The organism is Cryobacterium suzukii, assembly GCF_004403185.1.
GTDB lineage: Bacteria > Actinomycetota > Actinomycetes > Actinomycetales > Microbacteriaceae > Cryobacterium > Cryobacterium suzukii.
This window is the reverse complement of record NZ_SOHJ01000004.1, coordinates 212,434-238,455: the sequence shown is the minus strand read 5'-3', so window position 1 is coordinate 238,455 and position 26,022 is coordinate 212,434. Positions and strand designations below refer to the sequence as shown.

Below are 26,022 nucleotides of genomic sequence, written 5' to 3'. Positions count from 1 at the left end.
ACTGCCACCGACGCCGCCCGCAACGACGCGAGTCCCAATCACCCAACCCGCCCGGTGGCATACTTAACCCGAAGGAAGATATGTCTCTAGGGTTACCCGGCCACTTGGTCCAGCTGACGCTCGCGCGCGCCTTGGCGCGGGCCGCGCACTGGTTTGCGCTGACCTGCCTCATGGCGGCAGTCGTGTCGGTTGCGATTCTCAGTCTGAACAGTCCCGAACTGTGGGTGACCGTCGTGGTCGTCGTGGCCATGGGCGCCCTGCTCGTGCTCTTCACCCGGCACCGCCGCATTGCATTCGCGGTGGCCTATCTCGTCGTGGGAACCCTCGGCGTCTACGTCTTCACCACGACCGTCCTCGGCGTCCCCGACGTATTCCCGTCGTCGAATATGTTTCTCGTCGCCATGCCCAAGATGGCGCTCATCATGGTCGGCGGCGCCGGTACCACCGCTCTCTCCGGCGTGCTCTGGAGCACCGCCGCCTTCGTCCTCGCCGAGGCGGCCGCGTTCCTCGCCATCCTCGCCACCACGGTGCCCTACCGGCCCGATCTGTTCACCCTCTCCACCTACCTCGTGCTGGTCGGTGCCATGGTGCTCGCCGGCATCGACCGTCGCGCGAGCAGCGCCGCCCAGCCAGCGATCCACCGCGCAGTACAGGACGGCGCCAACCGTCAGCTCCGCGACGCCCTCGATACCCGCGCCATCGCCCTGCTCAACGACACGACGGTGGCTCAGCTCGTGGCGCTGTCTGTCGCCGAGCCCGGATCGCTCTCACCGGGCCTCACAGCGAGCCTCAACTACACCCTGACCACCCTGCACGACACCAACTGGCTCACCGACATCGACGCCCGCGCCACCATCGCACCACAATCGGCCGTCACCGAGAAGTTGCACAGCGACGCCTGGCTCTCCAGCGCCGTGTACACCGCAATCGAACGGTGCCGTGACCGCGGACTCGTCGTCGAGGTCAGCGGCGACCGTGACGCCCTCGCCCGCCTCGACGCGAGCAACGACCGCGACGTCGGCCTGGCCGTGCAGCAATGCCTCGTCAACGTCATCCTGCACGCCGGAGTTGCCTCCGCCGAGGTCGCCATCGAATCCGACCTGACTACGATTTCAGTTCTTATAGCGGATGCCGGCCGCGGCTTCACCGAATCGGAATCCGCTTCCGACCGCCTCGGTCTGCGCCAGTCCGTGCGTCGCCGCATCGAACAGCTCGGCGGATCCGTGCTGATCTGGAGCCGCCCGGGCGCCGGTACGAACGTGCGTCTGACGGTGCCGGCGGCACGCCGGCAGCCCCAGAGCCAGCCGAACCCCGCCAAATGGCCCACCGCATGACCCGCGCGACTCCCACTCCGCGCCGGCCGCGCGCGCCGGCATCCGCTTCGCAGCAGCGGCTCGACCCGATCGGAGGCCTCGCCGCCTGGCCGCTCGCTCCGGTTGTCTCCGCCATCGTCGTGACCTACGCCGTCGTTGCGACGATCTCCCGCATGCACGAGATCCAGATCACTGAGCTCGCGGGGGTATCCGTTGCCGTGCTCATGATCGCGGCCGCCGTGCTCGTCTGGGCCGCCCGTCCCGACCTGGCCCCGTTCACCCGCACCCGCGCCATCGTGATCGTGGCACTGGGTCTCGCGGCGCACCTGCTCGCCGCGGCGAGTACCTGGCAGTTCAACGGCATGATCCAGGACGACTTCGCCCCGATCGGACTCGGCCTGCTCCTCCTGGCCCTCGCGCCGTTTCGGCCGTGGAAAGAGATCCTCGTGCTGGGCGTCTCTTCCGCCGCGGTAGTGGGTATCACGGCCCTGGCCCAGTCGCCGTTTCTCGGTATCCAGACGCCGCCCGTTTTGTTCGCCATCATCGCGATGACCCAGGTGCTCGCGCCCGCCCTGGCCTCCGCCGCGTACTCTCGACAGGTCGTCAACTCCATTCACCGCTGGCAGACGGATGCCCGCCGCGCGATCCGAGCGCGCACCGAAGAGAGCCGTGGCCTCCTCGCGCGCGAGGTGGTGGATCATCGCCTGACCAATCTCGGCGCCGATGTGCTCCCTTTTCTGGCCGATGTTCTGGCGCGGCAGGAACTCACGGCCGCCGACATCAAACGCGCACGCTCTTTCGCTTTCCAGGTGCGGCGGGTGCTCGTGGCCGAGGTCGATCACACCTGGCTCGACGACCTCATCGACCGCGAACGCATCGGCCTCACCGAGCGCGGCCTCAACCCGCTCTGCGTGATCGCCGACCCCGACCGCCGCGCGACCGGCTTCGACTCCGACCAGCGCGCCGCCGCTGGTGCCCTGATCGTGGCCCTCTGTACCCTCAAGGGATTCGACCCGACCAGCCTCGTCGTGCAGATCGACGGATCCGGCGCCGCCCCGACCGATACCGCCCAGGTCACCCAGGCCTTCGGACTGCGCGGAGCACTTCCCACCCCGGCCACCGACACCACGACCATCGCCATCGTCACCGCGGCTCAGGAGCAGGCTGCCGCGCAGGCCCGCACCCAGGCGCGTGCCCAAGCGCAGCTACATTCCCAAATGCGCCCCCGCCGAGACGACCGTGCCGTCGATACCATCACCATCCAGGTCGTAATCTCTCTACCGCCATACCAGCGTCGCCGCGCCCTGCGCCCGTACCTCAGCGTGCTGCGCGCCGTGTTCGCTCGGGTGCGGGTGACCAGCCGGCATCCGCTGCTCACGCTAGAATTTACCGCTGAACGCACCACGAGCAAAGGCATCAAATAATGGCGAAACTGTACTTTCGATACGGCGCCATGAACAGCGGCAAGAGCACGTCCATGCTTCAAGCTGCCTATAACTACGAGGAACGCGGCCACCACGTGCTGCTGGCCAAGCCGAGCGTCGACACCAAGGGCGACCGCGGCATCCTCTCCCGCCTCGGCGTCACCCGAACCGTCGATTTTCTGCTCACCCCCGAGACGGATGCCTACGCCGTCTTCGAGCAGCACCGCGCGCAGGTCCTGAAAAGGTCGGGCAGGGACGTGAGCGCCCTGCTGCTCGACGAGGCTCAGTTTCTCACCGAAACCCAGGTCGATGACCTGCTGCGCATCGCGATTTTGGAGAACGTGCCCGTGCTGGCCTACGGCATCCGCACGGACTTTCAGACCGTCGCTTTCCCCGGCAGCCGCCGTCTGCTCGAAGTTTCCCATAGCCTCGAAGAGCTCAAGACCATCTGCCGTTGCGGGCGTAAGGCCGTGTTCAACGGCCGCAAGATCGACGGCGTCTTCGTGTTCGACGGCGACCAGGTGGCCATCGACGGTGAAGAAGTTACCTACGAGTCACTCTGCGGAACTTGCTACCTCGAGGAGAGCCACGGCGTGCTGAACAATCGCCGCCGACTAACTTAGGTCGGGGTGCGGTGTGGTGCGCAAAGAAACATTAGGGTAAAACCCATGTACCGCTTTCGTGTGGCCCTCATCGACGATCACGAAATTGTCGCGCGCGGATTCGCCGAGTTGTTCTCCACGATCCCCGAGATTCACGTCGCCGCCACCGTCGCCACGGTCACCGAGCTGCTCGAGGCCACGCCGCACGGCACCCGCATCGATCTGGTCATTCTCGACTTGCGCCTCTCGGACGCCTCAACGGTCACGAGCAACGTCGACCGTCTCCGTGCCCGGGGAGCGGCCGTGCTCGCCTTCACCGGGGGAGACGACGCCCAGCTCATGCGGGCCGCCGCTCGTGCGGGAGTGCTCGGCGTCGTGCGCAAGTCCGAGCCGACGGCGGTGCTGCTCGACGCCATCACCCGGGCTGCGCGCGGTGAAACCATCGCCTCGACCGACTGGGCCGCCGCCCTGGACGGCGACCCCGACCTCGCTGACGCCGAACTCAGCCCGCGCGAGCGCGAGGTACTCTCGCTCTACGCCGCCGGCGCGAAGGCGCCCCTCGTCGCCTCCCGCACCGAGCTCTCGGAGGCGACCGTCATTGACTACATCCGCCGCATACGCGCCAAATACGAGCGGGTCGGCCGCCCAGCCAACACTAAAATTGACCTATACAAGCGCGCCCTGGAAGACGGTATTCTGCCCATTCCCGGCCGCTCCTGATGTTTCAGCGGCCTGCGAGGCCCTCGAGCGAAACGGATGCCCCGCTTCGCCCGCCGACAGTCGGTCCCGGTACCGACTCCACGACCACGCCGGCCAGCGCCCACGTAGCCGAGCCCGACGGCGTCTCGGCCACCGAACGTCTCACCCGCATGCTCTATCTCGGGGTCGGCGCCACCGCCCTGATCTTCGGCGTGCTCTCCCTCGACGCGTTCGTGCGGCAGTTCTATTTCCCGTTCCCGATCGCATCGACCGCCATCTGGGTCTTCATCGTGGGGTTGCCGGCGGCACTCGGGTTTGTTTCGCACGTGCTGCCGCTGCGCGTGCTGCGACGCATCGCCATCGCTGAAGGCCTCACCTTTCCGTGCATCCTGGGCTGGTGGCTGATCGTGCGGTCCGAGCCGCTTCCGCTCGGCGTCGACGTGCCCTGGGTGCTCATGCTTTCGGGAATCCCGACGGTCACCATCGCCATCATCGCCAGTCCGTGGACCGCGCGCAGCTATGCCCTGCTCGCATCCATCGCGAGCGGGGTCATCCGCGGTGCGACCTCGGCCGAAACCCAGCCCCTGCTCGTGGGGTTGCAGGACGCCCTCTATATGCTGTTGCTGTCGATCGTGCTGGTGGGGCTGACCCTGACCATCCGGCGTAGCGCCGCTCGGGTCGACAGCGAGGAGTACGTGCGACGGGCCGCCGAATCCGAGCTGGCCGCACGGGGCGCGCAACGCGCGGAGCGGCAGACCATCAATGCCCTCGTGCACGACAGCGTGCTCTCGACCCTGCTGATGGCGGGCCTGAACCGGGTGTCGCCCATCGTGGTCGCCCGCCAGGCGCGCTCCACCCTCGACCAGCTCAATGCCCTCGGCACGCATATCGGGCCGGACGCCATCACCGGGGAGGTCTTCGCAAACCGGTTGCGGCAGCAGTGCGAACAGCTCGCGAGGCAGGTGCACGTCACGATTCTGCGGAACGACCTCACGTCCATTCCGGCCCCGGTCCTGCACGCGCTGCTCGGCGCCGCCCATGAAGCCCTGCGCAATTCGGTTGCCGCCGCCGGCGTCGGCCATCCGCATGAGGTGCATCGTCGCGTCACGCTCAGTATCGATCGGGGCGCAATCCACCTCGCTGTCACCGACGACGGTGTCGGCTTCGACAGCACCAAATTGCCCGACCACCGGCTGGGAATCACCGAGAGCATCGTCGGTCGTATGCAACGTGTGCAGGGCGGAAGCGCCGTCATCACGAGTCGACCGGGTCGTGGAGTCTCGGTCGACCTGTTTTGGATCCGACCCGTAGCCGCAACCGGGGCCGCGCCTGGGGTGTCAACGACGGCCCTTCTGGCCCGCACATCAGGGGCGGCGTCGAGTCCATTGTCGTTTTCGGCAGCGATCGGTCACTCTGTGCACATGGCGAGGGTCGTCGTCGCGCTCTTCATCGTCGTGCACTCGGTGCTCGCCGTCGCCAACTCCGAGAACATCACGCTGATGCCGCTGGGAATCTTTGCCTTTCTCGTGCTCTCCACCGCAGCCATTCTGGTCACCGGTGACGCCGCCGACCCGATGCCGCTGGTACGCACCGTGGCGGTCCTGCTACTCTGCACGGTCGCCGCTGGCCTGATGTACTTTCACATTCCGAGCGGGCATGTCGGACCGTTCGCCCACTGGCACCTGGGCGCCATCACGCTGTTGCTGGTCGTATTGGTCGCCCGCGGACGCCCAGGGTGGGCCTGGGCGGGGTACGCCATGATGGCGCTCAGCGCCATCGCTCTGGCGGTGCACACCGGCCTCACCGTCGGCGACGGCGTCATGCAAGCGAGCCGTCACGCGGGGACTCTCCTGGCTGGAACCCTCTTCTCCGTTGCCCTGCGGAATTTCGCGCGAAACCTCAATGACCTGTACCGCGATCGGTTGCAGAGAGAGACCTTGGTGGCTCGAATCAGCGCGACCACCTCCGAACGACAGGCGCAGCTGGCCCGATTGAACGCGATGGCTCGCCCCTCGCTCGAACGCCTCACCCGCACCGACCCGGTGACGGAATTTCAGCGGGGCGAGTTTCTGCTGGTCGAGGCCAGCCTGCGAGACGCCATTCGAGCGCGTTGTCTGTTTGTCGAACCCATCATCGGCGCAGCCCGGGCGGCACGATCCCGCGGCGTCGAGGTCGTGCTGCTCGACGACAGCGGCGACCGGCCACCGGCATCCGTTGTGCTGACGGCAAGAATTGTCAGCGACGAACTCAACCGGCTGACTTCCGGGCGTGTGACCGTGCGAGTACTGCCCCCCGGGCGCAGCGAATTCGCCACCATCATCGTGGAGAGCGGTCAGAGCCGCCTGCTGCTTGTTGGCCGTGACGGAACGGTGCGCGAAGCCTGAACTGCTTCGCACACCCCCACTTCAGGTACTTGACCGCGTTTCTACGCCCGTTGCGGCTGGCGTACCTGCGCCTAACCGCCCGCTCGCAGCGCTAGGGAGTGCGCTGCCCTGGTTCCGTCACTATCTGCAGTCCGCTCGCGGAGTTGGCCGAGAGCGACAGCGCCTCGACCCAATCTCGGTTGAGTGTCGGCGCCTTGCTGCCGAAGTACTTAAAGGCCAAGGAAATGCCGGGGTGCACCCAAACGGTGCTGCGGCCTCCCCCAACAAAGGGGTCGTCGCGCCAGGAGAAATAGAACGATTCGCCGCGGCGCAGTTTGGCACCGATCACGAGCTGAATGTGCGCGAGTACTCGATCATCGAAATCGACGGTGATACTCGAGTCATACGTGAACTTGCCCATTATTGTGCCTCGCGCTGGGTCATCGGCGAACGCGAACGGCAGGCCGAGTCGCATACAACCACGGGTTTCGTTCCCAATATGGGAGCGATAATTGCTATGCGCTGATGATCCTAGTGAACTCCGACGCAAAGTAGTTCGAGAAGTTAGCTAGAACCTAGCCCCAATTCTGGGGACAGTCAGATCGGTCTGACGCTGCTACGGCCTGCCCAGCACGCAGATCGTCAGAGAATCACCAGCGGTGGCTCGATCGCGAGAGCGTGGAAAGTCCCGGGCGCGATGATCGCGCCACCGCTTCGCCCGGGCATTCTCAGCTCGAGACCACACCACGGGCGACAGGCCGTGACCATAGAAACCTCCGCCACGCTCGAAGGCATGAACCGGGCAGCGACCCTGCTGCCGGCGATGCTCGGGGCCACCGAGCCGCGCAACTACATTTTGCTGTTCCAAAACCCGGCCGAGTTGCGTTCCACCGGTGGCATTCCCGGTGCGCTCGAGCTGCGCAGCACACCGCTGATCGCGCTGAACGAGACCGCATCACTAGAATTCACGTGTTAGGTTCGCCACGGGTGACCACAGCGATCGCAGAACCGCCGTGATCCTCGGTGATCGGAGGCATCCGGTCTCAATGCAGCGGTATTCGCCTTCGTAAACTTCTTGCCGTGCTCGCGGCGGCGTCATAACCACGCTGGCCACTAAGCGACCGGATCATGACAACTACGACCATTATCGGGACGCACCTACGGTGACGTTTCCGGCCCCGAAGTCATCGCCCCACTACCTCCCGCCGATCGAGAGCAAAACATGAACGAACCCCGCACCAGTACGGACCCGAACGCTGTCGTGCCTGCTGCATCCGCGAGCGTGAGCGCCGCGCCCGCTCGTGCCCCCCGCATTCTCGTGGTCTGCACCGGCAACATCTGCCGGTCGCCGCTGGCCGAGCAGCTGCTGCGCCAAAACCTAAGTGCCGCCGGCATCGACGCCGTCGTCACCAGTGCCGGAACCCAAGCCATGACCGGCAGTGCCATGACGCCCGAGGCTGCGGCGCTGTCGTTGCGGTACGGTGCGCCACAGACCAGGCACGTAGCGCGGCAGCTCACCGAGAAGCTCATCGCCGACGCCGATCTGGTGCTGACCGCCACCAGAGACCATCGTCGACAGGTTGTATCGATGCTGCCCAAGGCAACCCGCTACACCTTCACCCTCAATCAATTTGCGCGTCTGGTATCCCCGGCTGCTCGCGTCGATGCGCCGGCCTCGGCCGGCCCTGCAGCCCAGAACTCGTCGGCCGAGTCTGTCGCGACGTCCACAGCACTCGCGCCCCCCGACTCCACTGCACGGCCGCCCGTCGACTTCGCGGCCTTCATCGCCGACGTCGCCTCGACCCGCGGACTCTATCCTTCGCCCACGCCGCCCACTCTCGACGACGTTGCTGACCCCTATCGGCAGTCCGCGGCCGTGTACGCCCGTGCGGCGGCGGCGATCAACGGCTCCGTCACCACGATCACCGCAGCGCTCGTCGCGGCAGGAGCCTGATGTCGCACTCACGTGCGGAAATTTGCCCGAGCGACGCCAACATGTGCCTGCGCTGACGCAAGGCCTTCGCGCTTGTGAACGCCAACCGGAGAAGGAACCGCTCGGCTCTCCACAAATTGCCAAAACCATACCGAGCGTCCACCAGCAGTACTAGTCTCACCTCATGGACGACAACGTGTCGTGGGTTTTTCAAAAGAACGACGTGGCCCGGCCACGCCTCTGCCCGCAGTGTAACGACCCCATGCAGGTTTCCTGGCACGGCGTGTCCTACGACTACGGCTGCGAGAACTATGCGTGCTCGCGGGTCTACTGCGGTCCCCCCTACACCGAGGCCGAACTGGCCAGCGACAACACGGTCGTGCTCGGGCCGCCCAATTGCGCGCGCTGCCTCATGCCGATGCAGGTCGAGCCCGACGGGGATGCCTGGCAGTTCGTTTGCCATCAAAGCGGATGCGACGGCATCTGGCCCCCCGTCGACTCCTAGCCCAGCTCGCCAGCCCCACCCTCATCAGGTCCGGCCAGTAGCGGGCGTTCACAAGCGCATGCCCGTCGCCCAAAATCCGTAGCCACCTAGACCGGCTTGCGGCAGCCTCACCCACGTGACTGACAGTCATGACGAAACCGGAGTCGTCGCCTTCAGCCCCGCGCCCCGCCGCCCATCTCCGACGGACAACCGGGAGAATTTTGTCTACCGATACTCAGATCCGGACCTCGGGCACGATCGCGAGCGAGGTGCCCGCTCAGCCGAGGAACGTCCGAGCTGACATCCAGGGCCTGCGGGCCCTCGCCGTCGTGGGCGTCAGCTTCGATCACCTGTGGGCGTGGCCGTCCGGCGGCTTCGCGGGCGTTGATGTCTTTTTCGTCATCAGCGGGTTCTTGGTCACCGGGCTGCTTCTGCGTGAGCATGAGCACCTCGGTCGCTGTCCCTGCCTGCAGCCAGGTCGCCGGCGACCTGGGCACGATCACTGCCGGTGCCGCCACCGTTGACGTCATGTTCGACACGACCGCCACGTCCCGCACCGACATCAAGGTTCTCGTTGATCCAGAACACACCCAGCGCTACTTCTTCACCGCCACCGCCCCGGCACCGGCATCAATACGAGCATCAAATTCCACTGCCCTGCCTGGCGAGAAACCAGGTGTGAGGGTGATTAGATCACGGCGAGAGGAGCAACCATAGAAGCCGTGGATCCGCGAGTTTTTATGGGAGAAAGGATGAACAGGAATGTGCTGGTCACAGCCGTGACTAGTTCAGCAAGGTCGATGTTTTCAAGAATGTATGTGCCAGTCTCGGCCAGCAGATGTTGATGAACCGCCCAGGAAAAAGCTTCGCGCTCGAAGGGACGAGGCTCAAAAGATGAGTTATCAGCACCCACGAGTGATACGCGACGTGCCGTCAACCAATGGGCTCCTTCCCAACCGATTCCGGGTTGTCCCGAGGCGTATCGGCCTGGATCAGCCGCCCAGAGACGCCCCCATCCGGTATTCACAAGAACGGCATCTCCAGCACCCACGATCACGTCGGCTTTCGCCTCTGCGGCATTGAGATGCTCCGCTGTGATCACGAAGCCCTCGTCAAGAGGCCCTCCCAGCACTCCGGCAACATCGAGCAGCACACCGCGCCCCACCCAGGGGCGGACGTGCTCGATTCCCAACTTAGTCAGGCCGTGCGGATCATAGAATTCTGCGTAAGGGGTGCCGTTGTAGAAGCGGCCCGCGATGCCGAGGTGGCCAAGCGCGTCGAGGTGGGTGCCGATCTGATAACTCTGCCAGACGCTCTCTTCAAAGAACGAGACGTCCGTCGCTCCCTTATCAAGCCACAGGTCTTCAAGAGTGCCGTGCGCGAGGATGAGTTGTTGCCAAGCACGAGGATCAAAAGCCGGAACAGCGGGATGGAGTTCCCTCCCCAGTTCAATGACGCGTCCTTGCTGGACGGAGCGTATCCCTTCCAGCGTCCTGTCTGAGTTGAGCTCATTGCCAGCACCCAGTTGGTCGCCGGCCCCGTAACGGGAGGGCCACCACTTCTTTGAAGCGGCTCCCGTGCCGTCGTAGGGAGTCGGCTCGAGATTGATAGACATATCGTTCCTTTCAATTTTAGTGAGCTAAGGGCAGCCCCGGGCGTGGCCAAATGGCGGAATAAACTCTTCCTGTACCGGAGGACGTAATATAGGCAGTTCGATTGTCTGGCCCGCCGAAGCAGATGTTTGTAACGAAACTGTCGTCTACTGGCACGGGATGAAACTCGACCAAGTCACCTTCGGCGGAGATTACCGAGATACCGCCAGAGATCAGAGACGCTATGCAGATATACCCGTTTGCCTCGATGGCCAGCGAGTCGCAAAGCTGATATTGCTTGAGTGCGTGGACGACGCTGGAACCGGCCGGGCCACGTCGGGATTCCTGGACGACAACTCCCGGATCCCGGATTGCCCAGCTGAGCAGGTGGCCCGTATCAGTCTCTGCGACGTAGACGAGCTTGCCGTCAGGACTCAGGCCTACACCGTTCGGCGTGGTCAGGGGAAAAGCGACCTCCTTAATCTCGCTTCCGTCCGCCTTCGCGTAGTAGAGGGCACCGCAGTCGAGATCGCGAGCGCGACGTTTCCCGTGGTCCGTAAAGTAGAAACCGCCGAATTTGTCAAAGACGATGTCATTCGGACCGAGTAGAGGTCGTCCGTCGCACTCTCGATAGACCTCTTCGACGATTCCTGTGTCGAGATCGAGAGCGATGATGCCGCCGCCGGTGTAGTCGCGCGTTTCTGCAGCAGGGGCATCCCAATCTCCCTCTCGGATCCAGGAAAAACGACCGTTGTCGCACACCCAAAGTCGTCCGTCGGGACCGAATGCCGCGCCGTTCGGGGCGCCATGGAGCTGCGCCAGCACTGTCTTTTGTCCGTCTGCCGTAATTCGTGTAACTGATTGGGATTTGATCTCGCAAATCATCAGGGAGCCGTCCTCGAGCACAACAGGCCCCTCGGGAAATGCCAGGTCTTCAGCGAACAACGTCATCTCAACTTGCTGCATATCAGTGTCCAATTCGCCGACCCATAATAATTCGTCGTGCAGCAGTGCTCATGCCCACTGCCGCGATCAGCAGGGCGCCTTGGAAGAAGAACTGCGCCGAGGCACCGACCCCGTAGATAGCGAGCCCATTGAAGCCGATGGTGATGGTGAGTACGCCCACGACAGTCCCGACGGTATGGAACTCGCCGTCACGGAGGACGGCCGATCCTAGGAAGCACGCCGCAAAGGACGAGAGCAGGTAGCCATCTCCTCCCACCACTTGGCCGCTGCCCACGTTCGCGGTCAGGAGGATTCCGCCAATGGCGGCAAACGCGCCGCCGATCATGAACGACATGATAATCACTCGATGAGCTCGGATCCCGCTGAGTTCCGACGCTACGCGGTTACCGCCAACAGCCTTGATCTCCAGACCAAGTGTGGTTCTATTCAGCACCAACCACATGACGACGGCAACAGCGGCGGCGATGATGATTACCCAGGGGACCGGGCCGATGCCCGACAGGAAGACGTTCGTGAGCTCGGTGCCATCTGACTTCAATGTCAATGGCGAGCCCCGGGTGACAAGGTAGTTCGCACCTACAACAAGGCTTCCCACGCCCAGAGTCGCCACCAAGGCATTGACTCCGAGCTTCGTTACGATGATGCCGTTCAGGAAACCAATCAATGCCCCAACAGCTATTACCAGCAGCAGTACGAGCACCTTCTGAATGAGCGGTCCGGAATACAGAGAGGCCGTCAGCACTCCAGCGAGACTAGCGTTGTACCCAATGCTGAGATCGAACTCGCCGACGAGCAAAATGATTGTTAGTCCGAGCGCGATAACGATCGGGATTACCGATTGAACGAGCACATTGACGAAGTTACTTACGGAGAAGAACATTCCCCCCTCGAGAATACCGAAGACGATCAGAAGGAGTACGAATACTCCTGGCGTGCCGTAGCGCCCGATAAGGCGAACTGCTCGCCGCCCTGCGGAATCACGGGCATCCCTATCAGCGACGGTGGCCACGGGGCGATCTATGACGTTCTGACTACTCATAATTCTTCTACTCCGTTTCGAAGGGACTATTGGCAGCAATCGCCTGCAGTTCTGAGCGAGGAAAGCACAGCGCCGTGAGCTTCTCCTCGTTGAAGTCGACACCGGTCGGTGCCTCCGTAATCGTGCGCCCCTCGGTGATTACGACGATCCGATCGCACGCCGAAAGCTCGGAAAGCTCTGACGCAACATAGATAATTGCCACACCTCGGGACGCTAACTCTCGGATTTGTCGTTGGAAATCCGCTCGAGCGCCAACGTCCACCCCTCGCGTTGGTTCGTCGAGCAGGAGAACAGTCAGGCCATCAATCATTGCTCGGCCGAGAATGACTTTCTGCTGATTGCCACCACTTAACGATCCGATGTCATCGGTGAGCGCACCGGCTTTGAGCCCGAGGTCTCGAGCGAGTTCACGGGCTCGATCGGCATACGCGCGAGGGGCCGAGAAGAAGCCGCCGGGCCCGCGCCCCAGGCTTCTGAAGCGAGAAGTCGACATGTTGAACAAAATGTCTCTGGTTGCAAAGATGGCCTGCGCTGCGCGCTCTTCCGGCACCATGATGATGCCGCGGGCCACGGCTGCATAGGGATCTCGTGGCCGGTACTGCACGCCGTTCAGTGTCATCTCCCCGGAAACAATAGGGCGCACTCCCGCGATAGCTTCGAGTAACTCGGAACGCCCCGACCCGACGAGGCCCGCGAGCCCCACGACCTCACCTTCCCGAACGCTCAAGCTCGCATCCTTCACGCCAGAGTGAAGCACGAGATGGGATAGATCGAGTACGACTCGGTCAGAATTCGAGCGTGACGGTGCGGGTGGGTGTGTGGCCAGCGTAGGCGCAGTCCTCACCGCGTCTCCCCGAACAGAACCGCCGGTGAATGCTGTCTCCGCATGGTCACGTGTAATGATTTCCGCTAGTTCATCTTCGGTGACGTCGGAAATCTCTCCAGAATAGACATCGCGTCCACTTCGTAAAATGGTGACGTCACTGCACAGCCTCGCAACTTCGGCCAGACGGTGCGATACATAGACTACGGCCGTCCCCTCACGAGCTTTGCGGCGGATAATTCGAAAAAGACCTTCCACCTCGACGGGACCTAAGGCCCCCGTCGGCTCGTCGAGTAAAAGTACACGCGAGTCGCCTACGAGGGCTTTGGATAAGGAAATTGTCGCCTGAATAGGGGGAGCCAGGTCTCGCATGACCGCCGACGGCGTGAAAGGTATACCCCACTCGTCGAAAAGCTCGCGGTACAGGCGATCGCGCTGCCGTGGGCTCGACGTGGTTGCTGAAAGACGAGCGCCGAGCGTCAGGTTTTCTGCGACCGTCATCGAGCCGACCACCATGAGTTCCTGATGCGCGACCCTGATGCCCGCGGCCACAGCGTTTCTCACGCTGAACTTGGTCTGAGGCACACCGTTCACTTCAAGGATTCCCACATCCGGCGAAATAATGCCGGCGACGCACTTGATCAGAGTCGACTTTCCCGCGCCATTGGCGCCAAGCAGAGCCCGTATTTCGCCGGGTCGCACTCCCATGTTCAGGTTGTCTAGGGCGCGAGTGCGTCCATATGACTTTGAAACGTCTGTGACTCGAAGCGCGAATTGGTCGGTCATGCGTGTACTCCCCTTTGAGCATCATGTGCTGCCTACCACAACAGGCAAGTCCAGCCGAGGCAGATGTTGATTACTTCGCGGTGACTTCCGGATGCTTTTCGAGGAAAGCGTCGAGGTTGTCGGGCGTTACCACCTCATGTGGCCCCTCCTCAGTACGCGGCTCCCAACCCTCGGGATCCTCGAAGTACTCTTCGATCATGTCGGCGATAGCTTGTCCGGATTTGTCCGCATCAAGCCATGCCACGCCGTTCATTGAGCCGTCACGAATCGCCTCGATCGCGGGTCCAGTGAGATCCCACGTGTACATCGAGTACGGTCCGCGGTCGAGCTGCTTCTCGGCGGACACTGCGCCGACGGCAGGATCGGCGAAGCACGGCCAGATAATGTGTTTCGTTCCAGACGTCTCCGGGTTCGCTTGCAGCCATCCTGAGGTCGCCTGCTGTGCCTGCTGCTGCGCCCCAGGCACGATCACGTCTTGTCGCGTAATGGTGACGTTTGGGTAATCCTTTAATCGTGTCAGAAGGTCGTCGTTGCGAATCCTGCACGGCGTGCCGCTTTCGAAGACGAGAGTGAGAAGTTCGAACCGCTCGCCTGACTTCACCTCGTCAACAACAAGGGAGTTGATTGGCTCCGCGAGGTTTATGTCGATAGCGCCCGCCATGTCCACACCAGCTTCTCCTCCAGCAGTGTTAAACACGGGAATTCCCGCCTTCTTGGCCGCTGCCAGGCCCGACGTGATCTGCTCCGAGGTGTATGTCTGCACAACGATTGCGTCGACGCCTCGTTGAACAAAATTTTGCATCGCGGAGATAGCTGTGGCGGGGGACCCGGCCGAATTCGTCACGACCGTCTCCCAACCCAGGGCTTCGTAGGCCGCTTTCTGCGCCTCAGCTTCTTGGTTGGCAAAAATCGTCGACGTATCGAGCTGAACGATTCCGATCGTCACTGCTTCATCGCCCGCGCCGGTTGTGACGGCTGAACATCCGGTGAGGAGGAGCGCCGCTGCGGCGGTCCCGCCGATGATGTTCCTACATGAGCCTTTGGACATCTTTGTCTCCCAACATCATTTCACTGCGAGCGCACGTAGCATCTTCCACTCCGCTGTGTAGCGGTGATCGGGGTGTTGCTAGGATCACATTTGTGAACAACTTCACGTTTGTGAAGGTCGTTGCTTATCTTGTCGTTGCGCGCCGTTCTTGTCAACTTATTTGTGCGGGCATTCGGGGCGCGAGTCTGTGCTTGACGAGATTGCCATTTGGTTTTGTCGTCGTAATTAGTTCTGTCGCGCTCTGTTAGCACCGACTGAAAATGGGATACAAATTCCGATTGATATCGAGCTCCAAAACTGTAGACTCAGAATTTCGAATAGGGACAGTATTCGGCGGCAATTCGCTAACCCCATCGGTGATTAGCCTCTGTAGACCAATTTCGCTTAATTAGTGAAAGGCGTCATTCCCGCTGCTTCGTGTTCACGAGCCTGGTCGATTTGTGGTGCAGCCGTATTCCGCGCCGGTCAGAGTGCGTCACTCATCTGATCGGCGCACCTACGGTGGTTTCGCCGCCGGCTACCGGGGATTTGGTTAGGGTCGGAAATCCATCAATCAAGGTTGAAAGGTGCACCTGCACCTGCACCATGCTGCCTGTGGCGGATGTGTCAGCTTCGATTTTCGTGACCAGCGCCTGAGCGTTCGCATAAACGGATTTCGCTTCCAGGTCACGAAGACTACCCAGATGAAGGTCGGTGAACGAGGCACCCGCATAGAAGGCACGATCTCGAACCCGTGGGTCTTTATTGGTGCGTCAGAGCATGACGAGGTCGCCGACGAGTGACCAGTTTTCGGCGACGGGCCGGGTCCGGATGCGGGGGTGCAGCTGAGTTGGAGCATTCGGGAAAGATGTCTGCGCTGCCGGTGATGATGACGGTGTCGACGCGAGGGACTCGAGGGCGGTGTGAGCGTTATCGATGTCGCCGATGTCGAGAACAATGCTGCCGGGTATGCAAATGCCGGCCAATCAGGCGATTTGCACGCCGAAGACCGCCCAGGGTGGCACGCGAAAGACGCTGAGGGTGAGTCGGGCCGAGTAAACGGCGTGCCAATCATGGGACCGTTTTGGGGAGTTTTCGCGTCCGTATGAGTGTGGTCGGGGCGTCGTATCCCGCGGCGGCGAGTCGTGTGTTGGTGCTCGTAGACGCGGCAGTGACCACGGTGATGACGGCCGAGCCGGCGCGACCGGTCTGGGCGCCGGTGATGGTGGCCGTTTAAGAGCCAACGGCGGCGGGAAGCGCGACGGTGAAGCTCACCGCACCGGCGCCGTTCAACGTGCCCACGGGAGACTTCGCTGTACCCCGGCTGGTGACGAGGGCGCCGGAGATGCTGAGATCGGCGTTGGAATCGTCAGGAAAAGAGCCTGGTTCGGCCGTCACCGTCACCGTGACTGTGGCCGGGTGGGGGGTGTCCCGACTCCGTCACGTTCACATCGCCGCCGGGAACATAGTCAACAGCGGATGCTGAGGCCGGGATCGCAAAGACGGCGATTGCGCAGAGTGCGGTGATTGCGGAGAATTCGTTTAGCATTGGCGAGTTCCTGTCAGCATGGTCGATTAGGCAGAACCGCAAATCGGTTCTGACGGTCATACCGTGGCCATATTCGCCGTAGTTATCTGCGCTTTCTTGACGAAGTGTCAACTTCGACGCCCGCCTGTAGGGTTGCATCTTGCCCCTTGATTGAAAGACGAATCATGCCCGACCTCGTTCTGCGCTCCGTCATACAACCCGGCGAAACCACCCTCTCCGACCTGCATATTTCCGACGGAATCATCACGCAGATCGCGCCTCCAAACACCAAAACGGATGCCCCATCCATCGACCTCGAGGGCCGCACCGTCATCCCCGGCCTCTGGGATGAACACGTGCACATGACCCAGTGGGCGCTCGCCGGCGCCCGGTTCGACCTCTCCGTTGCCTCCTCAGCCCGCGAGGCGCTCGAGATCGTGCGCGCGCAGATCTCCACAGCCGCGAGGCCGACCCCGCTGATCGGAGTCAGATTCCGCGATGCGATCTGGGCGGATCTGCCGACGTTGCGCGGTCTCGACGAGGTGACGCAGGGGCATCCGACCGCCTTGATCAGCCATGACCTGCACTGCGTCTGGCTCAACAGCGCGGCCGCCGCTCGCTTCGACGTGCACGTCGACGAGTCCGGCTTGCTGAGGGAGCGGGCCGCGTTCGACCTCACGATCGCACTCGGCCAGCTGCCCGACGCCGAAGTCGACGTTCTGGCCGCCCAGGCCGGGAGTCGCGCCGCCTCCCGCGGCGTCGTCGGCGTCGTTGACTTTGAAATGACCTGGAACCTCGACCCGTGGCAGCGCCGCATCGCCAACGGATTCGACGCCCTCCGCATCGATGCCGGCGTCTACCTCGCCGACCTTGACCGCGCCCTCGCCGAGCGGATACGCACCGGCGACCGCATCGCAGACACCCGCGGCCTGCTGCGCGTGGGGCCGCTGAAGATGCTTATCGACGGGTCGCTGAACACCCGCACGGCCTTCTGCGTCGACGAATACCCGCTCGGCGGGCACGGGGTGCTCGTCGTGAGCGAAGACGAGCTCGCCGAGATTCTGTTGAAGGCGCGAGAAGTCGGGCTCCTCCCCGCGGTGCACGCCATCGGTGACGCGGCCAACACCGTCGCCCTCAACGCCTTCGAGCGCGCCGGCAGAATCGGCCGTGACACCCCCATCAGCCCGGCCGGCCGCATCGAGCACGCTCAGTTTGTACAGGGCCAGGATTTCGCCCGCTTTGCCCGCCTGGGCGTCACGGCGAGCGTGCAGCCGGAGCAGGCCCTCGACGACCGCGACGCCATCGAGCTCAACTGGGCCGCCGGAGCCGACCGCGTCTTCGCCCTGCGTTCGCTGCTCGACGCGGGCGCCACCCTCGTGTTCGGATCCGACGCCCCCGTCGCCCCCCTCGATCCCTTCACCGCCATGAGCGCGGCGTCGTCCAGGGCTCGGAGCGACGGCCGCGAACCCTGGCGCCCCGATCAGGTCATCACCCGCAGTCAGGCACTCGCCGCGTCAACCCGCGGCCGCACCCGCCTGCGCGTCGGCGATGTCGCCGACCTTGCCATCCTCGACGGTGACCCGCTTCAGGTCTCCGATGCCGTCTTTGAACGGATGCCCGTGGCCGCCACGCTGCTCGCCGGCCGCGCTACCCACGGCGCCGCCCTCGTGGCCCCCTGACCCGGCCACGAGTCAACGTGGCTTCCGCGCGATCTCGTTGCCGAGCCGTGAGTTTCGACCCAACGACCTCGCCGAGCCGTGAGTTTCGGTCCATTTAGTCGATCAAATCGATTGCAACTCACGTCTCGCCGACGCAAACTCACACCTCGGCGAGCGGATGCCCAGCTCGCCCTAAAAAATCCTTACCCGAACCGTCCAGACACGTAGTCCTCTGTGGCCTGAACACTCGGATTCGAGAAGATCGTCGTCGTGTCGTCATACTCGATGAGTTTGCCCGGCTTGCCGGTGCCCGCAATGTTGAAGAACGCCGTACGGTCCGACACCCGTGAAGCCTGCTGCATGTTGTGCGTCACGATCACGATCGTGTACTCCTGCTTCATCTCTTCGATGAGGTCCTCGATGGCCAGCGTCGAGATCGGGTCGAGCGCCGAACACGGCTCGTCCATCAGGATCACGTCGGGCTCGACGGCAATGGCGCGGGCGATGCAGAGTCGCTGCTGCTGCCCACCCGACAGCCCCGATCCGGGGCGTGCCAGGCGATCCTTCACCTCATTCCAGAGGTTGGCGCCGCGGAGGGCCTTTTCGGTGAGGTCGTCGGCATCCGTTTTCGACATGCGGCGGTTGTTGAGCTTGACGCCGGCGAGCACGTTGTCCTGAATAGACATGGTCGGAAACGGGTTCGGCCGCTGAAAGACCATGCCGACCTGACGGCGCACGAGCACGGGGTCAACGCCCGGGCCGTACAGGTTGTTGCCGTCGATGAGCACTTCACCCTCGACGCGGGCGCCGGGGATGACCTCGTGCATGCGGTTGAGAGTGCGAATGAATGTGCTCTTACCGCAACCGCTCGGCCCGATGAACGCGGTCACCGTGCGCGGCTCGATGACGATCGAGACGCCCTCGACGGCCAGAAAATTGGTGTAGTACACGTTGAGGTCGTTGACTTCGATGCGCTTGGACATAGGTCCCTTTCTATACTGAATGAAAAATTAGCGGCCCAGTTTGGGCGAGAACCAGTAGGCGATCAGACGGGCGAGACCGTTGAGCAGCATTACGATCAGAATCAAGGTGAGCGCTCCGGCCCAGGCCCGGTCGATGAAGGCCTGCGAGTCGGCGCCCTGGTTGGCGTACTGCGTGTACACGAACACCGGCAGGGTCATCATCCGCTCGCTGAACAGGTCGTAATTCATGCTGGCCGTAAATCCGGCAATGATCAGCAGCGGGGCGGTCTCGCCGATCACGCGGGCGATAGACAGCATGACTCCGGTCACAATTCCGGCCATGGATGTGGGTAGCACGACCTTGAGAATGGTCAGCCACTTCGGTACCCCGAGTGCAAAAGCGGCCTCGCGCAGTTCGTTCGGCACGAGCTTGAGCATCTCTTCGCTCGAGCGCACCACCACGGGAATCATCAGCACCGACAGCGCGATAGCTCCACCGAAACCAAAGCGGATCCCCGGGTCGTCGAACAGTAGCGCGAACAGGGCGAAGGCGAACAGGCCGGCGACGATCGAGGGGATACCGGTCATTACATCAACGAAGAAGGTAATGGCTTTGGCCAGCCGTCCGCGACCGTATTCCACGAGGTAGATCGAGGCCAGGAGCCCGATCGGCACCGAGATAAGCGTCGCCATGCCGGTCACGAAAAGCGTGCCGATGACGGCGTGCAGCACGCCGCCGCCAGCGCCGACCACGTTGCGCTGCGAGGAGGTGAAGAACGTCGGTGTGAGAAACGCGGGCAGCCCGTTCACGACGGTCGTGTAGATGATCGAGATGAGCGGCAGCAGGGCAATGACGAACGCCGCGGTCACCAGCGCGGTCATTAACCGGTCCTTGGCCTTGCGCGAGCCCTCGACCAGGCGCGAGAGCACGTAGATGGCCACGCAATACAGCACGGTACCGAACACGACTGTGCCCACAATGTTGAAGCCGTCCACGGCTCCCGAAAGATAAAGCATCGCGAAGACGGCGGCCGACACGGCCCAGCTGGCGAGCAGCACCCACAGCGCCGAGCGCCGGGGCAGCTTGCCCGCGGTGAGCGAGTTCGTGAGCGGCGAGGCTTCCGTAACGGATGACATCAGTTGGCTCCCGAAAATGCCTTACGGCTGTTGATGATGACCCGGGCCAGCATGTTCACGAGCAGTGTCACGACGAACAAAACGAGGCCGGTCGCGAGCAGAATGTTCACGCCGACGCCGTGCGCCTCCGGAAAGTTCAGCGCGATATTCGCGGCGATCGTATTGGAGTTCTGTGCGGTGAGCAGCTGGAAGATCACTTCTGGGCTAGGGGAGAGCACCATGGCCACGGCCATGGTCTCGCCGAGCGCACGGCCGAGGCCGAGCATCGAAGCCGAGATGATGCCGGGCAGGCCGAATGGCAGCACGGCCATTCGAATCATTTCCCAGCGGGTGGCGCCGAGGGCCAGGGCTGCTTCTTCGTGCAGCAGCGGGGTCTGCAGAAAGATCTCCCGACAGATGGCGGTGATGATCGGCAGAATCATCACGGCGAGCACGATCGACACGGTGAAAATGGTGCGGCCGGTGCCCGAGGCTGGGCCGGCAAGGGGCGGAAACCAGCCGAACCAGTCCACGATGGTGGTGTAGAACGGCTGCACGAGTGGGGCCAATACGCCGATGCCCCACAGGCCGAACACCACTGAGGGAACGGCGGCGAGCAGGTCGACCAGGTAGCCGAGGCTCTGCGCGAGCTTGCGCGGGGCGAAGTGCGAGATGAACAGGGCAATGCCGATGGCGACCGGCACGGCCATGAGCAGCGCCAGAACGGCCGAGTAGATCGTGCCGAACACGAGCGGGCCGACGTAGGACCAGAAGTTGGTGATGTCTCCGTTGAAATCGTCTGGCCCAGCGACGAAGGCCGGCAGGCTCTCGACGAGCAGAAAGATGGCCACGGCGGCGAGCACGGCGAGGATCAGGCTTCCGGAAATCACGGTGGCCGACGAGAAGATGCGGTCGCCGGGGCGTTGCCTGGCCTTAATGGTCGTGGCGGCAGCGGTGGTCATGCCGGTCTCCTAAGTAGCGTCGAGCTGGTGAAATTATGTGAAACGGGGGTGCCATGCGGCTGGACGCAACTGGCCGTACACCCCAGTCTGCCCGATCTGCCCTCGCAGGTGTGCGAGAAGAGACCGGGCAGGTGTGTGGAGTTGTTACTTGACGGTCGCGAGAACCGCGGCGACGTCGGCTTCGAGCTGGTCGGTCAACGGTGCGACACCAGCGGCCTCTTCAGCGACAGTCTGGCCTGCAGCGCTGGCGATGTACTCGATGTAAGCCTTGACGAGCTCGCCCTGTGCAGCATCGGCGTACTCGTTGCAGACGATCGCGTAGCTCACCAGCACCAGCGGGTATTCCGCCGGGTTGGTGGTCTTGCGGTTCAGGTCGAGCGCGAGGTCATCGGCTGCGCGGTCGGCCACGAGGGGCGATCCGGCAACAACCTCGGCAGCGGCCTCGGGGGTGTAAGCCACGAAATCGGTGCCGACCATGAGCTTGGCCGTGCTGAGATCCTTGGCCTGCGAAGCGTCGGCATAGCCGATCATGTTCGTGCCGTTGGTGACAGCGTCAACGACGCCGGAGGTGCCCTTCGCGCCTTCGCCGGGGAACGGGAAGGTGTCAGAGGCCTTTTCGGCCCAGGCGTCGGGTGCAGCCTGGCCGAGGTAGTCGGTGAAGTTCTTGGTGGTACCCGAGTCGTCCGAGCGGTGCACGGCGTGAATGATGTCGGAAGGGAGCGTTGCGTCGGGGTTCAGCGCAACGATGGCCGCGTCGTCCCAGGTGGTGATTGCACCAGAGAAGATCTTGGCGAGCGTGTCAGCGTCCATGTTGAGTTCGTCAACGCCATCGACGTTGAAGATCACGGCGATGGGGGAGATGTAGACCGGCAGGTCGACGGCCTTGCTGTCGGGAGCGCAGGAGGCAAAGGTGCCGGCGAGTTCGTCGGCGCTCATGTAGGAGTCGCTGCCGGCGAAGTCGGTACCGCCGGCGATGAAGGCTTCGCGGCCACCACCGGAGCCGGAGGGCTCATAGTTGATCGTGACGCCGGTGTTGGCCGTCTGGAAGCCGGCGATCCAGGCCTGCTGGGCGGCATCCATCGAGCTGGCGCCGGCGCCGTTGAGGGTACCGGTAAGGGTGCTGGCAGATGCTTCGTCGGCCGCCGGGGCGGCGCCTTCGTTTGCTGCACAGGACGAGAGAGCGAGGCCTGCGGCAATGGCGATGACCGCGGGGCGGCCGAAACGCTTGAAGTTCACGTATTTTCCCTTTCAGGGTTTTGACAAGACTGTGATTGCTTATACAAGCCGGTGCTGGCCCGTGTACGAGGTTAGATTTTTGAAGTAACCATCGCCCGACCTAATGGTAAACAGAAGGTAAACGAGAGATAACGCTTGCCGAGTCTGTGGCCCCCATCCTGGTGGTCTCGGCACACATGATCAGCGGATGCGTCGCTGTGCAACTGTCCTGCCTAGGCCGTCGCGGGGTACGTCTCTATCGCGAGGATGCCAGCGGCCGGATTCTCCGACGACAGGTGCACGATGGAGAACCCGCCGGTATCCAGATCCGCGGCGTCGAACAGCGCCGTCGACGTCTGACTCCCGGTCGCCAGCGCGATCTCGCGCATGATCTCCGGAAGTACCGGCCCGTGGCTGCAGAGCACGGCCGTCTTACGGGCCCGCACGCGCTTGCCGACGACGGTGCGAACATCCGCTTCGCCGCTTTCGAGTGCGTCCTGGCTGATCAGCTCGCTCTGCTTGATCGGAATACCCGTGGCGGCAGCCAGCGGGGCCACCGTCGTGACACATCGCGTTGCCGTGCTCGAAATAATGCGCAGTGGGCGCCACGCCGTGATCGTGTCAACCAGGCTCGCCGCCTGCTTCACGCCGCGAGCGGTCAGCGGACGACGCGCGTCGGGCCCGGTGCCGGTGCGCGCCGCCGCCTTGCCGTGCCGCAGCGCGATCACCGCAAACGTGCGGGTCACACCGGCATCGACCAGAGCGGAGAACGCCTCGAGAATGGTGACGTCGGCCGGGTAGCTCAGATAGGTACGCGCCTTCTTGATGGTGACCCATTCAATGGCGGCGACCTCGCCGTTCGGCACAAAGGTGGATCGCGCGATGGCATCGGGCGTAATCTCGGCAGCCCAGTAGTGCACGATCTTGGTGCGGCCGTCGGGCATGTCGTAGTGCGACACCCCGAGCGGAACTCCGAGGGCCACGGCCAGCCCGGTCTCCTCCTCGACCTCGCGCACTGCGGTGCGGGGCAGCGTTTCGCCCGGATCCACCTTGCCCTTGGGAATGGTCACGTCGCCGTGCACCGTGCGGTGGATCAGCAGCACCTGCATGCGACCCTCGATCAGTCGCCAGCACACGGCGCCGGCGGCGTAAACGGCGGGGTCGTTAGCCTTGACGGCCACTAGCGTCGTCCGGTCGGCCGCTTGCGCGCACTGATTTGCTGCATCAGCTTGTTCTGCATGTCGCTCAAGTGCACGCCGTTTTCGTCGACGTCGTGGCGGGTCCACTGGCCGGTTTCGTCGAGCCACCAGCTTGACGTGCGCGGGTCCATCGCTCGTTCAAACAGTTCGTCGATCTCGATCAGGTGCTCAGGATCGACCAGCCGAACGAGCGCCTCGACCCGGCGGTCGAGGTTGCGGTGCATCATGTCGGCGCTGCCGATGTACACCTGGGTGCCGCCGAGGCTGTGAAAGGAGAAGATGCGGGAGTGTTCGAGATACCGGCCCAGAATTGACCGCACCCGAATGTTCTCGCTCATACCCGCGACGCCGGGGCGCAGGCTGCAAATGCCGCGCACCCAGACATCGACCTGTACGCCGGCCTGGCTGGCCCGGTACAGCGCGTCGATGATGTCCTCGTCGACCATGGAGTTGACCTTGATTCGGATGCCGCTCGTTTTGCCCTCGAGCGCGTTGTGGGTCTCGACCGCGATGTGCTTGAGCAAAGCCTTCCGCAGGTGCAGCGGAGCCACCAGCAGGCGCTTGAACTTCTTCTCGATGGCATAGCCCGACAGCTCGTTGAACAGGCGGGTGAGGTCTTTGCCGACCTGAGCATCCGCTGTCAGAAGGCCGAGGTCTTCGTAGATGCGGCTGGTCTTGGGGTTGTAGTTTCCGGTGCCGACGTGGCTGTAATGCCGCAGTACGCCCTTCTCATAACGCACCACGAGGGCGAGCTTGCAGTGCGTTTTCAGGCCGACCAGGCCGTAGACCACGTGCACGCCGGCCTTCTCGAGCTTGCGGGCCCAGGTGATGTTCGCCTGTTCGTCGAAGCGGGCCTTGATCTCGACCAGCGCGAGAACCTGCTTGCCGCTGTCGGCGGCGGCGATGAGTGCCTCGACGATGGGGCTGTCGCCCGAGGTGCGGTACAGCGTCTGTTTGATGGCGAGCACGTTCGGGTCGGCCGCGGCCTGCTCCAGAAACGCCTGCACGCTCGTCGCGAACGACTCGTAGGGGTGATGAAGCAGCACGTCGTGTTTGGCGACCGCTGCAAAGATATCCTGCTCGGCGTTCGGCTCGCTCGGCAGCAGCTGGGCCGCCGTGGTCGGCACGTGCTTGGCGAAGTGCAGGTCCGGGCGGTCGATGCGCAGGTCGAACAGGCCACCGAGGTCGAGCGGCGCTGGCAGGTGATAGACCTCCTGCTCGGTCACATCGAGTTCGCGCACGAGCAGGCCGAGGGTGACCTCGTCCATGTCCTCGGTGATCTCCAGCCGAATGGGCGGGCCAAACCGGCGTCGCAGCAGCTCTTTCTCGAGCGCTTTGATCAGGTTCTCGGTTTCGTCTTCGTCAATCTCGACGTCTTCGTTGCGGGTGACCCGAAACACGTGGTGTTCCAAAATCTCCATGCCCGGAAACAGATCGCCGAGCTGGTTGGCGATCAGGTCTTCCAGCGCGATATAGCGGATGCGGTCGACTGACTCCCGGCGGTCGACCCGCACGAAGCGCGGCAGCATGGGTGGCACCTTGAGCCGGGCGAACTCCTGCTTGCCGGTCTTGGAGTTGCGCACCCGCACGGCCAGGTTCAGCGACAGGCCCGAAATATAAGGAAATGGATGCGCCGGATCAACCGCGAGGGGCATCAGTACCGGAAAAATCTGGTTAGAAAAATAGGTACGGAGCGAACGACGATCGGAGTCATCGAGGCTCTGCCAGTCGACGACTTCAATCCCGGCCTCGGCGAGGGCGGGGCGCACGAGTTTCTGGAAGGCGAGGGCGTGGCGATCCTGCAGGGCGTGGGCTGTGGCCGAGATGTCGCTGAGCACGTCCTGGGCGGCGCGACCCACGTTGGTCGGCACCGCGAGCCCGGTGAGAATGCGACGTTTCAGACCGGCGACACGCACCATGAAGAATTCGTCGAGGTTGCTGGCGAAGATGGCCAGAAAGTTGGTGCGCTCCAGCACGGGCAGACTTTCGTCTTCGGCCAGTTCGAGTACGCGCTGATTGAAGGCGAGCCAGCTCAGTTCGCGGTCGAGGTAGCGGTCGTCGGGCAGCGCTGGGTCCAGTTTTTCGATGAGTGGGTCAAAATCGTCGTCGTAGTCTGTGAGTCCCGAGTCTGCCTGGGTGATTTCGCCGTCCATCTGACCATCCTGACACCCTTGGTCACGCCACCGCGACGATCGGGGTGAACGTCTGGCGAAATAATCTCGGGGCTGTTGACTTTCCGCCGCGTCGGGTACCAAGCGTTACCTCGCGCCGCGGTGGCCCCGCGTCGCGCGCATAACTATTGCAATTTGTGGGCCGCCACTTTTCCGTCCG

Annotated in this window: 23 protein-coding genes; 9 read left to right on the top strand and 14 right to left on the bottom strand. The window is 63.3% G+C overall.

The window, feature by feature from the left end; genetic code table 11:
• The first annotated feature begins 104 nt into the window (after positions 1-104).
• Genes E3T39_RS05515 through E3T39_RS05495 form a run of 5 tightly spaced genes read left to right on the top strand, consistent with a single transcriptional unit; the run spans position 105 to position 6,422 of the window.
• Positions 105-1,334, top strand: coding sequence for a sensor histidine kinase (locus E3T39_RS05515; protein WP_134513718.1), 1,230 nt, complete (start codon positions 105-107; stop codon positions 1,332-1,334).
• On the top strand, positions 1,331-2,737 hold the full coding sequence (locus E3T39_RS05510; protein ID WP_134513717.1) for a hypothetical protein: 1,407 nt from the start codon (positions 1,331-1,333) through the stop codon (positions 2,735-2,737). The genes E3T39_RS05515 and E3T39_RS05510 overlap by 4 nt, the downstream gene beginning before the upstream one ends.
• Positions 2,737-3,360 carry a thymidine kinase gene (locus tag E3T39_RS05505; protein ID WP_134513716.1) on the top strand — a complete coding sequence of 208 codons (624 nt, stop codon included), beginning with the start codon at positions 2,737-2,739 and terminating at the stop codon, positions 3,358-3,360. The genes E3T39_RS05510 and E3T39_RS05505 overlap by 1 nt, the downstream gene beginning before the upstream one ends.
• A gap of 45 nt (positions 3,361-3,405) precedes the next feature.
• Positions 3,406-4,059 (top strand): response regulator transcription factor, encoded by a 654-nt coding sequence (locus E3T39_RS05500; RefSeq protein ID WP_134513715.1) that lies wholly within the window; start codon positions 3,406-3,408, stop codon positions 4,057-4,059.
• Positions 4,059-6,422: a sensor histidine kinase gene (locus E3T39_RS05495; RefSeq protein ID WP_134513714.1), complete on the top strand. Its 2,364-nt coding sequence runs from the start codon at positions 4,059-4,061 to the stop codon at positions 6,420-6,422. Before E3T39_RS05500 ends, E3T39_RS05495 begins: the two co-directional genes overlap by 1 nt.
• A gap of 91 nt (positions 6,423-6,513) precedes the next feature.
• On the opposite strand, the gene E3T39_RS05490 is transcribed toward E3T39_RS05495, so the two are convergent.
• The gene (locus E3T39_RS05490) at positions 6,514-6,822 is read right to left on the bottom strand and encodes a DUF7882 family protein (protein WP_134513713.1); all 309 of its coding nucleotides are present in this window, start codon (positions 6,820-6,822) and stop codon (positions 6,514-6,516) included.
• 339 nt (positions 6,823-7,161) lie between these two features.
• Here E3T39_RS05490 and E3T39_RS16675 point away from each other — a divergent pair, with 339 nt between their 5' ends.
• From E3T39_RS16675 to E3T39_RS05475, 3 genes are all read left to right on the top strand, one after another.
• Positions 7,162-7,377, top strand: coding sequence for a DUF4012 domain-containing protein (locus E3T39_RS16675; RefSeq protein WP_420898141.1), 216 nt, complete (start codon positions 7,162-7,164; stop codon positions 7,375-7,377).
• A gap of 246 nt (positions 7,378-7,623) precedes the next feature.
• Entirely contained in the window at positions 7,624-8,355 is a 732-nt protein-coding gene (locus tag E3T39_RS05480) for an arsenate reductase/protein-tyrosine-phosphatase family protein (protein WP_134513711.1), read from the top strand.
• 163 nt (positions 8,356-8,518) lie between these two features.
• Positions 8,519-8,839, top strand: coding sequence for a hypothetical protein (locus tag E3T39_RS05475; RefSeq protein WP_134513710.1), 321 nt, complete (start codon positions 8,519-8,521; stop codon positions 8,837-8,839).
• 152 nt (positions 8,840-8,991) lie between these two features.
• Here the strand turns inward: E3T39_RS05475 and E3T39_RS16670 are convergent, their stop codons facing one another.
• The 7 genes from E3T39_RS16670 to E3T39_RS16095 form a co-directional block, all read right to left on the bottom strand.
• Entirely contained in the window at positions 8,992-9,381 is a 390-nt protein-coding gene (locus tag E3T39_RS16670) for a hypothetical protein (RefSeq protein ID WP_174845094.1), read from the bottom strand.
• A 125-nt stretch (positions 9,382-9,506) separates the two neighbouring features.
• Positions 9,507-10,433: a cyclase family protein gene (locus E3T39_RS05465; RefSeq protein ID WP_134513709.1), complete on the bottom strand. Its 927-nt coding sequence runs from the start codon at positions 10,431-10,433 to the stop codon at positions 9,507-9,509.
• Between the two features lie 16 nt (positions 10,434-10,449).
• Positions 10,450-11,376 carry an SMP-30/gluconolactonase/LRE family protein gene (locus E3T39_RS05460; RefSeq protein ID WP_198416088.1) on the bottom strand — a complete coding sequence of 309 codons (927 nt, stop codon included), beginning with the start codon at positions 11,374-11,376 and terminating at the stop codon, positions 10,450-10,452.
• 1 nt (position 11,377) lies between these two features.
• Positions 11,378-12,415, bottom strand: a complete 1,038-nt coding sequence (locus E3T39_RS05455) for an ABC transporter permease (RefSeq protein ID WP_134513708.1) — start codon at positions 12,413-12,415, stop codon at positions 11,378-11,380.
• Between the two features lie 7 nt (positions 12,416-12,422).
• Positions 12,423-14,024 (bottom strand): sugar ABC transporter ATP-binding protein, encoded by a 1,602-nt coding sequence (locus E3T39_RS05450; RefSeq protein WP_134513707.1) that lies wholly within the window; start codon positions 14,022-14,024, stop codon positions 12,423-12,425.
• 70 nt (positions 14,025-14,094) lie between these two features.
• Positions 14,095-15,072 carry a sugar ABC transporter substrate-binding protein gene (locus E3T39_RS05445; protein ID WP_134513706.1) on the bottom strand — a complete coding sequence of 326 codons (978 nt, stop codon included), beginning with the start codon at positions 15,070-15,072 and terminating at the stop codon, positions 14,095-14,097.
• Positions 15,073-16,284: 1,212 nt separating this feature from the next.
• The gene (locus E3T39_RS16095; RefSeq protein ID WP_166784047.1) at positions 16,285-16,449 is read right to left on the bottom strand and encodes a hypothetical protein; all 165 of its coding nucleotides are present in this window, start codon (positions 16,447-16,449) and stop codon (positions 16,285-16,287) included.
• Positions 16,450-16,764: 315 nt separating this feature from the next.
• On the opposite strand from E3T39_RS16095, the gene E3T39_RS05440 reads away from it, so the two are divergent.
• Complete coding sequence (locus E3T39_RS05440; RefSeq protein WP_134513705.1) at positions 16,765-18,258, top strand: amidohydrolase; 1,494 nt, start codon at positions 16,765-16,767, stop codon at positions 18,256-18,258.
• A gap of 182 nt (positions 18,259-18,440) precedes the next feature.
• Here the strand turns inward: E3T39_RS05440 and pstB are convergent, their stop codons facing one another.
• The 6 genes from pstB to E3T39_RS05410 all read right to left on the bottom strand — a co-directional run bounded on the left by pstB (position 18,441) and on the right by E3T39_RS05410 (position 25,844).
• Positions 18,441-19,220, bottom strand: coding sequence for a phosphate ABC transporter ATP-binding protein PstB (pstB, locus tag E3T39_RS05435; RefSeq protein WP_104192028.1), 780 nt, complete (start codon positions 19,218-19,220; stop codon positions 18,441-18,443).
• A 27-nt stretch (positions 19,221-19,247) separates the two neighbouring features.
• A complete protein-coding gene (gene pstA / locus E3T39_RS05430) occupies positions 19,248-20,336 on the bottom strand; it encodes a phosphate ABC transporter permease PstA (protein WP_134513704.1) in 1,089 nt (362 codons plus the stop codon).
• Positions 20,336-21,277, bottom strand: coding sequence for a phosphate ABC transporter permease subunit PstC (gene pstC / locus E3T39_RS05425; RefSeq protein WP_134513703.1), 942 nt, complete (start codon positions 21,275-21,277; stop codon positions 20,336-20,338). The genes pstA and pstC overlap by 1 nt, the downstream gene beginning before the upstream one ends.
• 144 nt (positions 21,278-21,421) lie before the next feature.
• Positions 21,422-22,513 carry a phosphate ABC transporter substrate-binding protein PstS gene (gene pstS / locus E3T39_RS05420; RefSeq protein ID WP_134513702.1) on the bottom strand — a complete coding sequence of 364 codons (1,092 nt, stop codon included), beginning with the start codon at positions 22,511-22,513 and terminating at the stop codon, positions 21,422-21,424.
• Positions 22,514-22,725: 212 nt separating this feature from the next.
• On the bottom strand, positions 22,726-23,673 hold the full coding sequence (locus E3T39_RS05415; RefSeq protein ID WP_255455917.1) for an NUDIX hydrolase: 948 nt from the start codon (positions 23,671-23,673) through the stop codon (positions 22,726-22,728).
• Entirely contained in the window at positions 23,673-25,844 is a 2,172-nt protein-coding gene (locus tag E3T39_RS05410; protein ID WP_134513701.1) for an RNA degradosome polyphosphate kinase, read from the bottom strand. The genes E3T39_RS05415 and E3T39_RS05410 overlap by 1 nt, the downstream gene beginning before the upstream one ends.
• Between the last annotated feature and the right edge of the window lie 178 nt (positions 25,845-26,022).

Coding starts and splice junctions, on each gene's coding strand:
- E3T39_RS05460 (WP_198416088.1), bottom strand. CDS start 11,376: ATGCAGCAAGTTGAGATGACGTTGTTCGCTGAAGACCTGGCATTTCCC.
- E3T39_RS05505 (WP_134513716.1), top strand. CDS start 2,737: ATGGCGAAACTGTACTTTCGATACGGCGCCATGAACAGCGGCAAGAGC.
- E3T39_RS05490 (WP_134513713.1), bottom strand. CDS start 6,822: ATGGGCAAGTTCACGTATGACTCGAGTATCACCGTCGATTTCGATGAT.
- pstA (WP_134513704.1), bottom strand. CDS start 20,336: ATGTCATCCGTTACGGAAGCCTCGCCGCTCACGAACTCGCTCACCGCG.
- pstC (WP_134513703.1), bottom strand. CDS start 21,277: ATGACCACCGCTGCCGCCACGACCATTAAGGCCAGGCAACGCCCCGGC.
- E3T39_RS05480 (WP_134513711.1), top strand. CDS start 7,624: ATGAACGAACCCCGCACCAGTACGGACCCGAACGCTGTCGTGCCTGCT.
- E3T39_RS05500 (WP_134513715.1), top strand. CDS start 3,406: ATGTACCGCTTTCGTGTGGCCCTCATCGACGATCACGAAATTGTCGCG.
- E3T39_RS16670 (WP_174845094.1), bottom strand. CDS start 9,381: ATGTCGGTGCGGGACGTGGCGGTCGTGTCGAACATGACGTCAACGGTG.
- E3T39_RS05475 (WP_134513710.1), top strand. CDS start 8,519: ATGGACGACAACGTGTCGTGGGTTTTTCAAAAGAACGACGTGGCCCGG.
- E3T39_RS05440 (WP_134513705.1), top strand. CDS start 16,765: ATGCCCGACCTCGTTCTGCGCTCCGTCATACAACCCGGCGAAACCACC.
- E3T39_RS05495 (WP_134513714.1), top strand. CDS start 4,059: ATGTTTCAGCGGCCTGCGAGGCCCTCGAGCGAAACGGATGCCCCGCTT.
- pstB (WP_104192028.1), bottom strand. CDS start 19,220: ATGTCCAAGCGCATCGAAGTCAACGACCTCAACGTGTACTACACCAAT.
- E3T39_RS05450 (WP_134513707.1), bottom strand. CDS start 14,024: ATGACCGACCAATTCGCGCTTCGAGTCACAGACGTTTCAAAGTCATAT.
- E3T39_RS05410 (WP_134513701.1), bottom strand. CDS start 25,844: ATGGACGGCGAAATCACCCAGGCAGACTCGGGACTCACAGACTACGAC.
- E3T39_RS05455 (WP_134513708.1), bottom strand. CDS start 12,415: ATGAGTAGTCAGAACGTCATAGATCGCCCCGTGGCCACCGTCGCTGAT.
- E3T39_RS05510 (WP_134513717.1), top strand. CDS start 1,331: ATGACCCGCGCGACTCCCACTCCGCGCCGGCCGCGCGCGCCGGCATCC.
- E3T39_RS05465 (WP_134513709.1), bottom strand. CDS start 10,433: ATGTCTATCAATCTCGAGCCGACTCCCTACGACGGCACGGGAGCCGCT.
- E3T39_RS05445 (WP_134513706.1), bottom strand. CDS start 15,072: ATGTCCAAAGGCTCATGTAGGAACATCATCGGCGGGACCGCCGCAGCG.